General features: G+C 69.5%; 11 protein-coding genes. 7 read left to right on the top strand and 4 right to left on the bottom strand.

What is annotated here, in order from left to right; all coding sequences use genetic code 11:
* Positions 1–100: 100 nt before the first annotated feature.
* Positions 101–1,039 carry a family 2A encapsulin nanocompartment shell protein gene (locus F9278_RS28790; RefSeq protein WP_152170917.1) on the bottom strand — a complete coding sequence of 313 codons (939 nt, stop codon included), beginning with the start codon at positions 1,037–1,039 and terminating at the stop codon, positions 101–103.
* Between the two features lie 189 nt (positions 1,040–1,228).
* Here F9278_RS28790 and F9278_RS28785 point away from each other — a divergent pair, with 189 nt between their 5' ends.
* The gene (locus tag F9278_RS28785) at positions 1,229–2,131 is read left to right on the top strand and encodes a LysR family transcriptional regulator (protein WP_152170916.1); all 903 of its coding nucleotides are present in this window, start codon (positions 1,229–1,231) and stop codon (positions 2,129–2,131) included.
* A 52-nt stretch (positions 2,132–2,183) separates the two neighbouring features.
* Here F9278_RS28785 and F9278_RS28780 read toward each other — a convergent pair whose 3' ends face one another.
* The 3 genes from F9278_RS28780 to F9278_RS28770 all read right to left on the bottom strand — a co-directional run bounded on the left by F9278_RS28780 (position 2,184) and on the right by F9278_RS28770 (position 5,530).
* Positions 2,184–4,259, bottom strand: a complete 2,076-nt coding sequence (locus tag F9278_RS28780) for a peptidoglycan DD-metalloendopeptidase family protein (protein ID WP_152170915.1) — start codon at positions 4,257–4,259, stop codon at positions 2,184–2,186.
* Positions 4,260–4,266: 7 nt separating this feature from the next.
* Positions 4,267–4,935, bottom strand: a complete 669-nt coding sequence (locus F9278_RS28775; RefSeq protein ID WP_152170914.1) for a hypothetical protein — start codon at positions 4,933–4,935, stop codon at positions 4,267–4,269.
* Positions 4,936–5,134: 199 nt separating this feature from the next.
* A complete protein-coding gene (locus tag F9278_RS28770) occupies positions 5,135–5,530 on the bottom strand; it encodes a hypothetical protein (protein WP_226967003.1) in 396 nt (131 codons plus the stop codon).
* A gap of 722 nt (positions 5,531–6,252) precedes the next feature.
* Here F9278_RS28770 and F9278_RS28760 point away from each other — a divergent pair.
* From F9278_RS28760 to F9278_RS28735, 6 genes are all read left to right on the top strand, one after another.
* Entirely contained in the window at positions 6,253–7,956 is a 1,704-nt protein-coding gene (locus tag F9278_RS28760; protein ID WP_226967002.1) for a conjugal transfer protein, read from the top strand.
* A 77-nt stretch (positions 7,957–8,033) separates the two neighbouring features.
* Positions 8,034–8,294, top strand: coding sequence for a hypothetical protein (locus F9278_RS28755; RefSeq protein WP_152170912.1), 261 nt, complete (start codon positions 8,034–8,036; stop codon positions 8,292–8,294).
* A gap of 37 nt (positions 8,295–8,331) precedes the next feature.
* Positions 8,332–8,817, top strand: a complete 486-nt coding sequence (locus F9278_RS28750; protein ID WP_152170911.1) for a hypothetical protein — start codon at positions 8,332–8,334, stop codon at positions 8,815–8,817.
* Between the two features lie 45 nt (positions 8,818–8,862).
* The gene (locus F9278_RS28745) at positions 8,863–11,838 is read left to right on the top strand and encodes an ATP-binding protein (RefSeq protein WP_152170910.1); all 2,976 of its coding nucleotides are present in this window, start codon (positions 8,863–8,865) and stop codon (positions 11,836–11,838) included.
* Positions 11,839–11,889: 51 nt separating this feature from the next.
* Positions 11,890–12,423 carry a hypothetical protein gene (locus F9278_RS28740; RefSeq protein ID WP_152170909.1) on the top strand — a complete coding sequence of 178 codons (534 nt, stop codon included), beginning with the start codon at positions 11,890–11,892 and terminating at the stop codon, positions 12,421–12,423.
* A gap of 52 nt (positions 12,424–12,475) precedes the next feature.
* On the top strand, positions 12,476–14,845 hold the full coding sequence (locus tag F9278_RS28735) for a hypothetical protein (protein WP_152170908.1): 2,370 nt from the start codon (positions 12,476–12,478) through the stop codon (positions 14,843–14,845).
* Positions 14,846–14,878 lie beyond the last annotated feature (33 nt).

The raw sequence follows: 14,878 nt of genomic DNA, 5'->3' as shown, positions 1-14,878 counted from the left end.
ACCCGCGACCGACTCCCCCTGTCCCGGAAGCGCGCGAAAGAACTCCCCGGCGAGCCGATTCAACGTCTCCTCGTCCGGCAGCCACGCCGGACCGGCGTCGCTACCTGTAACTGGGGGCGTAGTCATGGAACTTGTCCACGTCGACGTCGTCGAGCACGGCGAGCGCGTCCTCGGTGAGCACCGCGAGCGAGCAGTACAGGGAGACCAGATAGGAGGCGATGGCGCTGCGGTCGATCTGCATGAAGCGCACCGACAGCCCCATCCCCTGCTCCCCGGCGAGCCCCGGCTGGAACAGTCCGACCACGCCCTGCCGCGACTCGCCCGTGCGCAGCAGCAGGAACTTGGTCTTCCCGTTCTCCAGCGGCACCTTGTCCGACGGAATGATCGGCAGACCGCGCCAGGTCAGGAACTGCGAGCCGAACATGCTCACCGTGGCCGGCGGAACCCCGCGCCGGGTGCACTCCCGGCCGAACGCGGCGATCCCTTCCGGGTGGGTGAGGAAGAAGGCGGGCTGCTTCCACACCTTGGTGATGAGGGCGTCCAGGTCGTCGGGTGTCGGCGGCCCCGTCATCGTGGAGATCCGCTGCGCGGGCACCGCGCTGCTCAGCATCCCGTACTCCGGACTGTTGATCAGCTCACCCTCCTGGTGCTCCTTCACCGCCTCGATGGTGAGCCGCAGCTGCTGCGCGGTCTGGTCGTGCGGGCTGGAGTACAGGTCGGCGATCCGGGTGTGCAGGTCCAGGACGGTCTGGACCGCCTTGAGCCGGTACTCCCGAGGCTCCTGCGAGTAGTCGACGAAGGTGTCGGGCAGCGGCGACTCGTCGTAGTTGTCGCACTCGATGTGCACGGACTCGGGGTGAACGACCTTGTTCACCCGGTAGATACCGGCCTCGACGGGCACCCAGGAGAGCAGATGCACCAGCCAGCGAGGCGTGATCGAGGCCATCTGCGGAACGGTCTTGGTGGCGTTCGCCAGGGTCCGCGCCGCGTTGTCGCTCACCGACATCGGTCGCGACGGTGGATGCACAACCGTGGTCATTCGACGTCTCCTTCCGCGCCCGGGGGACAGGCACGTATGAATCACGAATGGGAGGGGACCGAGATCATCGACGCGGGCGGCGCGAGATCTCTCACTCGCACGAACTTTCCCACTCACACTCCCAGCGGCCCCGGTAGCGGTCCAATGCGTGTTTTCGAGGCTGTCATCGAAGCTGGCTATGATTCACAAATGATCGACTTGAGTCGGTTGCGTGTATTGGTGGCCGTTGCCCGTGAAGGTTCGATCACGGCGGCGGCCGAGGCGCTGCACTACGCCCAGCCGTCGGTGAGCCATCACCTCGCCAAGCTCGAAACCGAGGTCGGCGTACCGCTGTTGCAGCGGATGGGGCGCGGTATCCGGCTCACCGAGGCCGGCCGACTGCTGGTGGACCGCGCCGAGTCGATCCTCGCGCAGGTCGAATCGGTGCACGCGGAGCTGGACGAGCTGGCCGGGCTGCGCACCGGCCGGGTCCGCCTGGCCGCGTTCCCGTCGGCGCTGGCCACGCTGGTGCCGCTGGCCGCCGCTCGTATCGCCGCCGAGCACCCCGGTATCGAACTCATCCTGCGCGAGGCCGAACCGCCGGACGCGCTGAGCGCCCTGCGCAACAACGACGTGGACGTGGCCCTGATCTTCGAACACGGCGACCCGCCCCAGGGCGACCGCCGCGACACCACGATGACCGCGCTCCTGGACGAACCGCTGTACGTGGTCACCCCGGTGGACCGCACCTGGGACGGCCCCCGCGAGGAACTGGCCACGTACGCCGGGACCCGCTGGATCGCGGGCTGCGAACGCTGCCGCGAACACCTCATCGCGGCCTGCGGCCGGTCGGGCTTCGCCCCGATCGTCGAGTTCGAGACCGACGACTACGTCGCCGTGCAAGCTCTCGTGGCCGCCGGCCTCGGCGTCAGCCTGCTCCCCGGCCTCACCCTCCTCGCCAACCGCCACCCCGGCGTCACCCTCACCCGCGTCCCCGGCATGCGCAGACAGGTAGTGGCCGCGGTCCACGGCAAACCCCCCGCCTCCCGCCCCGCCCAGGTACTCCTGGAAGCCCTCCACACCACCCACACCACCCCGGAATGGCCCCTCTGACCCGAACGCGGAGAGGCCCCCCGCCCCTTGGGACCTGGACCGCCCGGTCCCGTCAGGCCGCCTCCCGGCGACCGTCTCCCTCGACCACGTTGGTGCCCTCGGGGATCGGTACGCGGTACACGCCGGTGATCTCGTCCTGGTAGTCCCACTTGCTGAAGGACACCGTCTTGCCCGGACGCGGCGCATGGATGATCTGGTGTCCCTTCGGGTCCCAGACCAGGCCCACGTGTCCGGACGTCCCGTCGCCATTGGGCCGGAAGAAGATCACGTCTCCGGGCTGCGCCTTCGACAACGGCACCTCGTACGCCTTGAGATAGGGCTGCTGATCACGCGTCGTGCTCCCGATGTTGATCTTCCCGTCGCTGGCCATGTAGTACGCCCACTGCGTGAGGCTGGAGCAGTCGAAGCTCTTGGGATTCTCGCCCTGCAGACGCGGCGCGCCGTAGACGTACGGGGTCCCGAGGCCGCGCTGGGCCCAGCCCAGCACCGCCCGGATCACGGGGTCGTCGGAGTCGGGCAGCACCCCGGTGGCGCCCGCGCCGTCGGGAGCGACGGCCGCGCTGCCGTTCTCCTCCGCGCAGTCGGCGTACTGGGCGTCCTTCGCCGGCTCGTTGGAGCCGGGCACCGTCCCGTAGTCCGGGTTGGCGCTGAGCCGGCCCTCCACCCAGGCCTCGGGGTCCACCATGCCGGGTCCCGAGTCATGGCCGCCGACGAAGGGGTTGTCCACCCCCGGTACACGGACCTCCCAGTGCAGGTGCGGGCCGGTGACATTGCCTGTCGCACCGACCAGGCCGATCCGGTCGCCACGCTTGACCTTCTGGCCGCGCGTCACGTCGATACGGACCTGGTGCGCGTAGAGCGTGATCACACCGTCCTTGTGCTCGATCATCGTCATGTTGCCGTACGAGCCGCCGGGGCCGGCTGAAACGACGGTGCCGTCCGCCGGGGCGTAGATCGGGGTGCCGGTGGGGGCCACGAGGTCGAGTCCCGTGTGGTAGCCGAGGCTCCACATGCTGCCGGACTTGTGGTACGGCGTCCCCGCTATGTACGTGCCCTGCTTCATCGGCCACTGCCAGCCGTCGCGCCGCTCCTCGGGAGCGGCGAGGACGGTGGTGTCGTCCGCGGCGACCGTGTACCCGATCGGGCTCATCGCGGTGGTCACGGCATCGGTGGCGCTGCCCGCGTTGGCGGTGCCGTTCAGCGGCGGGGTCGACCAGTCCCGGGGGGACGAGGCGGCGATGCTGAGGGCCTTGCCCACCTGCGCGTCGTTGCCCACCGGCTCGGGAATGTCCGACTGCCGGCCCAGCGTGGGGAAGTCGGGGTTCTTCTCGACGGTCTCCTTCAGATGCGCGTACCAGCGCTCGATCAGGTCCTTGTCACCGGTGAGCTCGCCGCGGTAGCGGGCCGCCTGGGTCAGGACGACGCGCGGGTAGATCGTGTTGGAGGCGTTGGAGCCCGAGTAGCTCAGCAGGGCCTGCCAGGGGGCGCTCTCGACCTTCTTGGCGTGCAGGAAGTTGGCGGCGGCCCAGGAGGCGTCGTCGATGTTGTAGAGGTCCTTCCTGCCGTCGTCGTTGCCGTCGGCGCCGTAGTCCTGCCAGGCCGGGTTGCCGAACTGGAGGATGCCCATGTACCCGGCGGAGTTCTTGCCGCCGGGCGCCGCGGACTTGTCCTGGCCGAACTTGGTCTCCTGGTACATCTGCCCGGCGATGATCGTCCAGTCGAGGCCCTCGTAGTTGGCCGCGGCACGCATGGCCGCGAGGATCATCTTCGGGGGTATCTCGTTGCGCGCGGTCTCGCTCGGCATGTACATCTTGCCGGCCGGCATGATCGGGTTGGTGGCCGCCGCGGCGCCCGTGTTGCCCGCGTTCGCGTTGTCGGCGTAGTCGGCGCAGGAGGCGTTGCTGCTCCCCGCCCCCAGTCCGCCAACCATGTTCATGACCATGATGGCGGCGACGAAACACGCGCCGCCGCTCAGCAGGATGCCGACCGCCGCGCCCTTGGTCTTGCGGCTGGGCTTCTTCTTGCCCTTCTTGCCGCGCTGACCGTCCAGCAGTTGCTTGGCCTTCTGCGCGGTCTTGGCCGCCTTGGCCGCCTTCGCGGCGGCCGCCAGTACGGCGGGAGCCACCATCGCTACATCACTCCCCGGCCTGGTCGGAGGCGCCGACGTCCCCGAGGCCGAAGACATCGAACCCGGACACGACCCACTGGCCGCTCTTCTCCTCGACGCTCACCAGCCAGCGGTTGGTCTGGGTGGTGGTGTCGCCGGTCGCCGTGACCTCGGCCGTCACCTTCACCAGGCTGGAAACGCTCCGGCCGCTGTTCCGTGTCACGTCGGCGGAGATCACCGCGTCCCGTACGACTTCGGCATCGCCCTTCGAGGAGCACTTCTCGACGACGCAGGTGTCCCACGCCTTGCCGGTCGGCAGGGCGGTCACCTGCTTCATCCGTGTGTCGTCCGTGGTGAGTTCGAGCAGCGGGTCGCTCCAGACACGGCTGTCGCTGCGGTGGTCGTACGTGTTGATCCCGGCCATGTACCGGGCCATCACGGCGTGGGCCCGGGACAGTTCGGCGTCCGTGACGATCGGGGCGGGTCCGCCGCCGGACGGTTCGTCCGTGTCCGAGGAGTTCTGGCCCCCCGTGGCGGAGTCGGCCTGCCCGGTCGCCACGGCTGCCGAACCGTCCTCCTCGCCGCCTTCGTCGTCCCCGTCGAAGACGGTGAACATCACGAGCACAAGGACGAAGAGGATGCCGAGCACCCCCAGGGCCAGAAGCCCGGTGCGCTTGTCGTCCGCAGGCAGCTCCACGTTCCCGTGTCTCCTTCGTGTACTGGGCCGTGCGGCGGCATGGCCAGAGTGCTCGCCGACACGGTAGGGGGAGGCGCGCGAGAAGAGCCGGGTGTTTTCCTCGGCGGGAAAGGGGCGGGAGAGGAGAGGGAATGCGGCGCCTCCACCCGTGCCCCGTGATCGCCCCGATTCGCCGCGGCAGCCCTCCCGGGGCCCGGGTTCAGGAGACGAGAACGCCGATCAGCAGCACCACGACGACGATCGCTCCCATGACGATCCGTGCCGTCGGGTCCTCGCGCTGCCAGAGGTTGTGGACCGCGGACCAGCCGCTCAGCCGGGCGGCCCGACCACCCTGAACGCGCTGGCTCCAGCGCTCTTCGTCGGCCACGTCGTCGATGTCCTCGTCGACCGGCCCGGGGTCCTCATCGGTCTCGAAGCCCACAGGCATGCCCTGCTGTTCCTGCGCCACCAGCACCAGGGGCTCCAGCAGGTCGGGAATGGTGTTCGGGGTGAGCGGATGGACGAAGGTGCCGTACGGGGTCTCCATGCACAGCCTGGCCTGCCAGGGGTTTCCCGGCTCGTAGCCGTCGATCCAGGTCCGGGCGGCCTGGAACATCTGCGGAACCGGGGTGGGTTGCGCAACGTGCGAAGGAGCCGACGGGACCTGGGCAGGGACCGACGGAGCCGGCGAGGGAACCGAAGGGGCCGGCGAGGGGACCGACGGAGCCTGCCGCGCGGCCGTGTCCCAGACGCGCGGGTCGGGTATCTGCGGTTGCCCGTTCTGGTCGCTCAACTCTCGTCCTTCGCCTAAGGGGTGTTGCGAAAGTCCAGTGCGGTGCCCGCGGTGTCCGGTGCGTGCCCTCGGCGTGCCGGACGAAGGCCCTCGCAGCGGAGCTACTTGGGTCTTCGGCCGGTGCGGCGAGAGTGCGTGCCGGACACCGTGGGTGCTGTGCGGGACCTTCACAACACCCCCTGGGGCCTGTCGTTCGGGTGCGCCGAAACCGACATGATCCGCACGGCGGTCCCGGTCTGTCGGATCCGGGGGCACATGCGGGTACGCCGGACGGACGTGCCCCGCGCATTGTGATCCAGGACGGGCCGACCGCACAGGGCGTCTCCCCCACGGATTCCCGCCCCGATTCCTCAACTCCGCCCCCGGGGAATCCCTTCGGGAATCCGGCAAGTCCCACAGGGGCCCCGGCGGGAAAAGGAAAGCGGTTCGGCGACCGGTCTTTGTCACACTGCCAGCGCACCTGGCCGGACCAGGGCCCGTCGTACAGCCCGGTGATGCGGGCGCGACCGCTGACAGGGAATCAACTGGCTGGAGTTACCGACTCGATGACAGACCACAACAGCTCTGCTGGCGCGGTCGGCGGAGGCCAGCCCGCCGGGCAGCCCGGGTCCTTCGGTCCTTCCCAGCAGCCCTGGCAGGGACAGGAGCCCGCGCAGGGGCAGGGGCAGGGGCAGGGGCAGGGGTCCAACGACCAGCACACCGCCTACGCCCAGCAGGGCGGTCAGCCCCAGCAGCCGCAGCAGCCGCAGCAGTCGTGGCAACTGTCGCCCGAGGCGGCCCGCGCACAGGTCGCCGCGGCCTGGGTCCGGGGCGCGCCCCAGGCGGGTCAGGCCGCCGTGCCGGCGCTGCCGCCGCGCGAGGCCCGCCCGACGACGGAGTCCAAGAAGGAGAAGCGCGAACAGGCCCGCGCCGCCCGCAAGGCCGAGTACGAGGCCAAGAAAGCGGCGAAGGAACAGCGCCGGAAGGGCGTGACGGCCGCCGGGAACAGCGGCCGGGCCGGAAGGTCCGCGCAGACGGCGGCACCGGCGCACAGCCCCCTCCCCGCTCCCGCCCCGGCGTCCGTGACCACGGCCGCGGGACCTGCGACCAGCGCCTCGGGCCAGGGCGGGAAGACCGCCGCGCACAAGCCCTCGGGCGTCTTCGACGTGCCCAGGCCGGGCGGTCGGCTGCCGTCCCCCGGGTCCGGCGGGCGCCGCACCCACGTCGGCCTGCGCGCGACCCTGCTGATCACCACGGGCCTGATCGCACTGGGCTCGTGCGGTGTGACGGGACTTCTCGTCGGGAAGTCCTCGGGGGCGGGCACCGCCGGTCTGGACGCGGACGACGTGGCCCGTTACGGGCTCACCGAGTTCCCGACGCAGCAGGCGGCCGCGTTCGCCGAGCAGTACGCGACCATCTGCCTCACCTACTCCCCGGAAACCGCGTCCGACCGCCGTGCGGCGCTCGCCCGGTACACCTCCGCGGGCGTCGATCCCGAATGCGGCTGGAGCGGCGAGGGCACCCGCAAGGCCCTCACGGCGACCTGGGACGGCACCAGCGAGAACCTTCCCGAGTACGGCACCCACGGACGCTACCTGGGCATCCAGGTGCGTACGGACGACGGTGGGCTCACCACGCTGACCGTCCCCGTCTACGTGAAGAACCTGACGACCGGCGAAGGCATACGCGTCGCCGGCGACGTCGGTGAGATGCCCATGCCACCTCGCTCGGACGTACCGGAGGTCGACCGGGACAACGAGGCCGTCGACACCGCCCTCGGCCAGCAGCTGCAACAGACAGTGCTGCCGGGCTACTTCGAGGCGTGGGCCAAATCGGACCGGACCACCCTGGCCCGCTTCACCGCGCAGGGTGCCACGCTCACCGCGACCACGGGGCTGTCCGGCCGCCTGTCCGAACCACAGGTCAACGACGTGGTGGCGCTGGTGCCGAAGGGCGTCCAGGGCTCCGCTCCATACTCCTACAAGACCGGGCAGGCCGTACAGCTGCGGGTGGTCGTCGACTGGGCCGACCCGGAGGGCGACACCGCGCGGCGCGCGTACCGGATCACCGTGGTGAACACGGCCCAGGGCTGGTTCATCAAGGACATCCGGGGTGGCGTGCTCGACTCCCAGGGCGGCAGGGGCGACGACGAGCAGACCGAGGCGTCCGAGGACGAGGCGGACACCGGCGAGGCCACTCCCTCCACTCCGGCCGCCTCCACTTCGCCGAGCGACCGGTCCTCGCAGGACGAGCAGTCCGGCACGAACTGAGGCCAGGAGCCCCTCCTGTCCCCATCCACCCGTAAGACGACAGACGACATTCGAGCAATTCAGTGAGAGGAACCACCATGCAGCTGGCCGCCACCACCTTGGACGGCATGTTCACGGAGATCCAGGACATCCTCCGGACCGCGGGGGCGACGGTCGCCATCATCGCGCTCCTCATCCTCGGCATCCGGATGCTCATCTCCATGAAGCAGGGCGAGGGTCTGCGCGAGGCCTTCCAGGGCTTCGGCATGATCGCCCTGGCGGCGCTGATCATCGGCAGCGCGAGCGGTCTCGCCGGTGTGCTCATCTCCCTGGGCACCCAGATCGGTGGCGAAGGCTGATCCGGCTCAACCACCACTACTAGGGGAGTTCGGAGCGATGACGCAGGAAGCTCCCGCGCCACTGGTCGCATACGACCACACCGACCTGGTGAACCGCCCGAAGCGGATCTGGAACTGGGGCAACATCCCGCTTCCGGGTCTGCTGCTGCCCGCGCTGGGCGCGGCCTTCGGCTTCGGGCTGTTCTGGCTCGTGTTGTTGTTCACCACGTCCACCTTCCTCCCCTTCCTCAGGCTGTCGATGCTGACGGCGGTCTTCTACTTCGGGCCGCCGCTGGCCGTCTACTTCGTCTGGGGCAGACCGCTGCCCTCGGCACTCACGCTGAGCCACCAACTGGTCGTGTGGGCCGACTGGTGGTTGCAGCCCAAACGACTCCAGGGGCTCGCCGCGGACCAGGAGCCGGAGGAACTGCACTGGCAGGTCATTCTCTGGAAGCCCGGCGCACCGCGCTGGCACGCGCGGTACGACGCGGCGCGCCAGGCCGCCGCCGCACGTGGCTCGGCCTTCACCGCGAGGGACCGATGACCACCATCCGACGCCAACTACCGCCGACCGCAAGGTGACTTATCCATGTTCCTGTTGATCCTCCTCGGCGCGGCGGTCGCCTTCTTCGTGATCGCCCTGATCATGGCGGCCGGTTCGGGCAAGAAGGGCCAGGAGCAGGGCCGGGCCCCGAAGCGGCAGGGCACGTCCTCGTCCGGCGGCTCGGCCGCCGGACGCCGTGAGGACCTGCGCCTTCCCTACCGTTACGCCGACGACACGCTGTTCGTGCACGGCGACTCGGTGTGGACCGGCCTGGTGCTGCCCACCGCCATCGACGAGTATCTGAACGCCACCGAGCTGCAGGCCATGGCAGAGGCACCGGCACGCGGTCTGCTCAACCTCGCCCGCGGCGACCGCAACGTCGAGTGCCATTACCGCAAGGTCTACCAGCCGATCACGGCGGTGGGCTGGGCGGAGGACCTGAACGCGGTCGCCTGGGATCCGACGGAGAACTACAAGGCGTACAACCTGCGCAAGGCCGAGTACCAGGAGCGCATCGGCGCCCTGCGCGAGCGCAACATCCTGCTGGTGAAGCTGGGTTCGCTCAAGCGCAACGGCAAGAGCGGTGTGATGGCGGGCGACGACGAGCCGTACGACGAGCCGTCCCTGCTCCAGAGTGTGCACAACTCGGCGGACCGGGCGGCGGCGTCGGCCACCGGCGTCTCGGACGAGTATCTGTCCCCCTTCCTCCTCGCCGAGTGGACGCAGGTCGCCACTGAGGTGCACGAGAGCCTGGAGGGGCTCGGCGGCACCCCGCTGACCCGTCAGGAGCTCGTCTGGCTGATCCGCAAGCCCCTGCACGGCGACCTGCCGGTGCCGCCCGAGCCGGTGCTCGGCTCGCGCTCCTGGGGGCCGAACCAGTTCGACCTGGTCGTCGACTTCTCCGGCGAGAACCGCAAGACGCACATCGTCCTGCACCAGTACGACGAGATCTCCGGCGAACGGCAGACCAGTTACACGACGACGCTGGTCGCCGCCAACTGGCCCGCCGAGACCCGCTTCCGTCAGTCGACGGCATGGGCCCGTTACACCTCGCAGAACGTGGAGTTCCCGGTCGAGATCGACATGCGGTTCACGCTCATCCCGTATCTGAGGTTCAAGGACCGGGCCGACAAGATCCGGGGCAACCTCATGGACGAGATGAAGGACATGGCCACCTCGGGCCGCAGCCCGGACACCAAACTGGCCAGCCAGGTCGCCCGTTCCAAGGATCTCGTCGACGACATCGAAGAGCACAAGATGCCCGGTATGGAGGCGCAGATCCGGTTCACGATCTCCGCTCCCGACCTCAAGGAGCTGGAACGCCGGCGCCGGGTGCTGGAGATGCAGTTCAAGCAGGACCTGAAGGTCACCCTGCTGCGCCCGACGCGCCAGCAGTGGCGGCTGCTGCAGTCACAGCTTCCGGGGGACGCGCCCAAGCTGCCGATCGCCCCGTATCTCCGCCTGCAGGAGGTGGAGCAGCTGGGCGCCGGACTGCCCACCGCGGGAACGGAGTTGGGCGACAACCCCGAGACGCGTTCCGGACGGCGTCTGGGCTGGGTCGGCAGCCTGGTCGGCTGGGCCGGCAAGATGCCCGTGCACTACTCGCTCCACGTGGGTCCCGCCCGCAACGACGGCGGTGGCCTCGCCATCGTCGGCGCGTCCGGTGGTGGCAAGTCCTCCCTGGCGCTGCAGAAGTTCTACGAGGAGTCGGAGTCGGGCGTGCGCTGCCTGGTCATCGACCCCAAGACCGACTTCGCACAGTTGTGCTACTACCTGGGCTTCGGTTCCCAGGTCAACGACCCGGAGTTCGCCTCGGACGCCGAAGCAGGCATCCTCGGCACCTCCGGCAGCCGGTTCCAACCGATCAACCCGGAGTTCTGGGACGAGACCGAGGTGGTCGACCTTCTCAAGGGCCAGGCAGGCGTGCTCGACCCCTGGGTGATCGCCCGCGACGTACCGGCCGGCCGGCTGCTCGCCGAATCGATGCTCCGCGGCTTCCTCGGCGACGAGGACTACCAGCGCGTACGGCTGCCCGTCATCGAGGCGATGGCCACGGTCGTCAGCCGCTACAACTCCGCCATCCGTCAGGCCGTCGAGCACGGTATGGACGCACGGGACGCCGAACACCGCATCCTGCGCCCGACGTTGTGGCAAGTCGTCGACGAGGTCGTCGCGGCGTACGACGCGGCGGTGGCGGAGGGGGACCGTGAGGCCCAGAAGGAGCTGAAGCTGGCGCAGATGCTCCTCACCGAGCTGCGGACGCTGCCCTACGCGCGGCTCGCCTTCTCGGACCGGCCCAAGCCCCTGTCCAGCATGCGCAAGCGGCGCACGGTCATCACCCTGCGCGGCTTCCAGTCCCCCGCGGCCTCGGACCCGCGCAGCTGGAACCCGGCGGAGCGCCTGGCGGCGACGGCTCTGATGGCGGTCGTGGAACTGGGCAGCCAGATGCTCGACGTCGGTTACGAGAAGAACCCGGTGACAGGTGAGGTCGGTCTGCGGCCCAAGGCTCTCTTCGTCGACGAGGCCTATGTCGTCACGGCCACGGAGAGCGGCCGGGATCTGATGCGCCGCGCGCTGAAGCAGGGCCGCTCCTACATGGCGGTCACCGTCCTGATCACCCAGCAGGCGATCGACCTGGTCCAGATCGAGGACTCCGAGGCGCGCAGCGGTGGCGCCAACCAGATCCACACCGTCTTCGCCTTCAAGCAGAAGTCCGCCCAGGAGGCGTCACTGGTGGCCCCGCTGCTCGGGCGACCGGAGAACGACCCCAAGGTCATCGCGGCGCTCCAGGAGCTGCGCACCGGTGTGTGTCTGCAGCGCGACGCCGACAAGCGGGTCGGCACGGTCGCCGTCGACCTCGTCTTCCGGGAGATCCTCGCGGCCACGGACACCAACGGCACGAGCCGTCCGGCCCGGCAGGCGATCGACCCGCCGACGAGCGTCTGGGACTGGAAGTTCATGCAGGAGGCGGAGCACGCACCGGCGCGGCCGTCCGAGCAGGCCGAGGCCCAGCCGGCGTGATCCGCCGGGGCACCACCACCACTCATCAGCACGGAGAACGGAACGGACAGCATGCGAATCAAGCGAACGCTGGCGCTCGGCGCCGCCCTCGTCTCTCTGGCCGCGGTCGGAGCGTGCGGGAGCGACGAGGGGGCGTCGGACAGTGATCTGCCGAGCGCGTCGGACATGGCGTCCGTGGAGGACTACCTCGACACGTTCGTCCCCTGTGAGAACCTCACCACGGGCGACGAGTACGACGACTCCGAGCGCAGCACGGCGTGGGGCGAGGAGGAGGCCGCGGACGCCTCGTGGGCCATCGGGGAACGCGCCGTCTGCCAGGACGACAACGGCGCCCCCATCGCCCTGCTCACCATCAAGGACATGAAGAAGTTCCAGACCGCCGCCGACCGGGACGGTCACGCGAGCTTCCTGGTGGGACAGGACTTCGCGGTCGTTCCGGTGGGCGCCGACACGGTCGAGGGTCTCAAGGCCTCCCGCCTGAAGTATCTGACCTGTGATCCGGACTTCACTGTTCCGAGCGGCTTCGAGAAGGAGCAGGGGCTCGTCTCCGGCTGCCTGCTCACCGATCACTTCCCGACCGACTGACCGCCTCGTGCGCCGCCGGCTCTCGTCGTCCGCATTCGTCCAAGGAATCCAGATGTCCTCGCGCCACACGCTGCGCCGCGCGCTCGGCAGGACGGGCTCGGCCGTCCGCGCCGTCCTGTTCGTGGCGCTGACCCTGATATCCCTGACCCTCGCCGCGCCGTCCTCGGCCTACGCGGACTTCTCCTGCAACTTCACCGGCGACGACCAGTACCAGATGGACACGGCGGGCGACGCCGAGAGCGTGTTCCCCGCCTACAACCAGTGGGACAAGGGGGCGACGGACGAGAAGGAGAACCAGCAGGGTCTCAACATCAGGGGCAGCGTCACCGGGGCCGTGGAGATGTCCCGCTCCCCCGAGATGTACACGATGTACGAGCTGAACGGCTTGCGCGGGCTGAACTTCTCCCAGACCTTCAAGGGCAGGGGCGACGCCTCCGAGGACAACGGCGACATCGGGAGCGGAGCCGACAGCTGCGCCGTGATGGACCTGGTCTACAACGGCGCGGCCGACACCATCTTCACGTTCACGAAGTTCTTCACTCGGATGTCGATCTCCATCAAGGAGACCGCTTCCAACCCGAGCCCGATGGCGGGCCTGTACGAGGGCCGCGACAGCGTCGTGACGACGCTCAAGGACAACGTGCTGCAACCGGCCGTGGTCATCATGATCCTGCTCGTCGGCCTGTGGGTGTTCACCAAGTGGCGCGCCGGCGACACCCGTGAGGTGTGGGCCGGTGTCTCCTGGGCCGCGCTCAGCATCATCGGCGTCATGGCCTTCCTCACCGGCGGCAACTACGACAGGTTCGTGACGTGGTCCGACACCCATATCGGAGACGCCAACACGGCCTTGATGTCGACCGCCCTGGCCGGTGTGTCGGGCGAGATGCAGCCGCCCTGCGATCTGAAGGACGATTACAACAAGGGTCTGCGGCAGTCGAGTTGTGCCATGTACGACACGCTCATCTTCCGTCCCTGGGCCCTGGGGCAGTTCGGTGCGCCGGGCAAGAACTGCATCTTCAAGAAGGAGGGTGACGGGAAGGTCAGCGGGGGTGTGTGCGTCCCGGACGACAAGAACAGGACCTGCGACTACGGCAAGGGCGCCCGTTGCGAGGATCTCCGCGTCCGTCAGCTCGTGGCCCAGTCCGAGACCAACAAGGACCTCGGCAAGAATCTGAACAAGGAGGAGGACGAGTGGGTGCCCATCCGCAAGGACATCGCGGGTGGTGAGGACATCGACCCCGACGACACCGAGGACCAGAAGATCTACCCGGTGGCGTTCGACACCTGGGCGGGCAAGAACGCCGGGGCCCGGGTGGGTGTGGCGTTCTACTCCCTCCTCGCCTCCTTCGTCGTGGGCACGATGGTCATCATCCTCAGCGGACTCACCCTCCTCTGGCACGCCGTCACTCTGATCCTCATCGTGATGCTCCCCCTGGTCGCCGCCATCGGTATGCATCCCTCACAGCAGAAGCTGCTCAGGGGGTGGTTGGAGGCCTTCGTGCACAGTTTCGTGCTGCGGGCGGGCTTCAGCGTGGTCCTGACCCTGCTGCTGGTCCTGTATCAGATGATCTTCCCGGCGGACATCGCGCTGGGCAGCCAGCTGCTGCTGCTCATGCTGGTCAGCATCGCCGTGGTGATGATGATCCGGAAGCTCATCGAGAAGCTGACGAGCGGGGAGTTCTCCCCGGCGTTCGGGGGCGGTCAGATCGATCCGACTCCCAGGCCCATCGCCAGGGGAGGCCCGGACTGGCGGGTCGGCAGGCGAGACGGCGCCATGCAGCGTCCGGGCCAGGCGGCGGTGGGCGCCGCGGTGGGTACGGGCCGGGTGGCGGCCACCGGAGCGAAGAAGACAGCGGCCTGGACCGGGGAGCAGACGGTCGGACGCGCCTGGCGTGCGGGACGGAACGCCGTTCAACGCAGGCGCAACAGCGGCAACCCACCGCAGAACCCGAACCAGGGAGCGAACCAGGGCGCCAACCAACCCGGTTCGGGCGGCAGCGGCACCCCGGGCACGTCCGGCGGCTCCGGGTCCAACGGTGGCTCCGGCTCCAACGGTGGCTCCGGGTCCAACGGCGGATCGGGTTCCACCGGCACAGGGCGCGGCGGTCGTGTCAGCGGTTCGGGCAGCGGCGGCACCGGCTCCGGCGGAAGCGGGGGCTCCGGGGGCGCGTCCGGCAACACAGGCGGCTCCGGCGGGGGCACGGGTGGCTCCGGCGGAGGCACGGGTGGCTCCGGCGGAGGCACGGGTGGCTCCGGCGGAGGCACGGGTGGCTCCGGCGGCAACAGCGGCGGCGGCTCCGGCGGGAGTTCCGGGGGCTCCGGGGGCTCCGGGGGCAACAGCGGCGGCTCGGGCGGCGGCACCGGGTCCGGCGCCAACGGCGGAGGCTCCGGCGGCCGTGTGAGCAACTCGGGCAATCCGTAGCGGACGCGGGGGCGCCGCCGCCACCGCGGCGCC

Origin of the sequence: Streptomyces phaeolivaceus, from assembly GCF_009184865.1 — a bacterium.
Classification (GTDB): domain Bacteria; phylum Actinomycetota; class Actinomycetes; order Streptomycetales; family Streptomycetaceae; genus Streptomyces; species Streptomyces phaeolivaceus.
The sequence above is the reverse complement of the archived record's forward strand: the minus strand, read 5'-3'. Positions and strand labels throughout refer to the sequence as shown.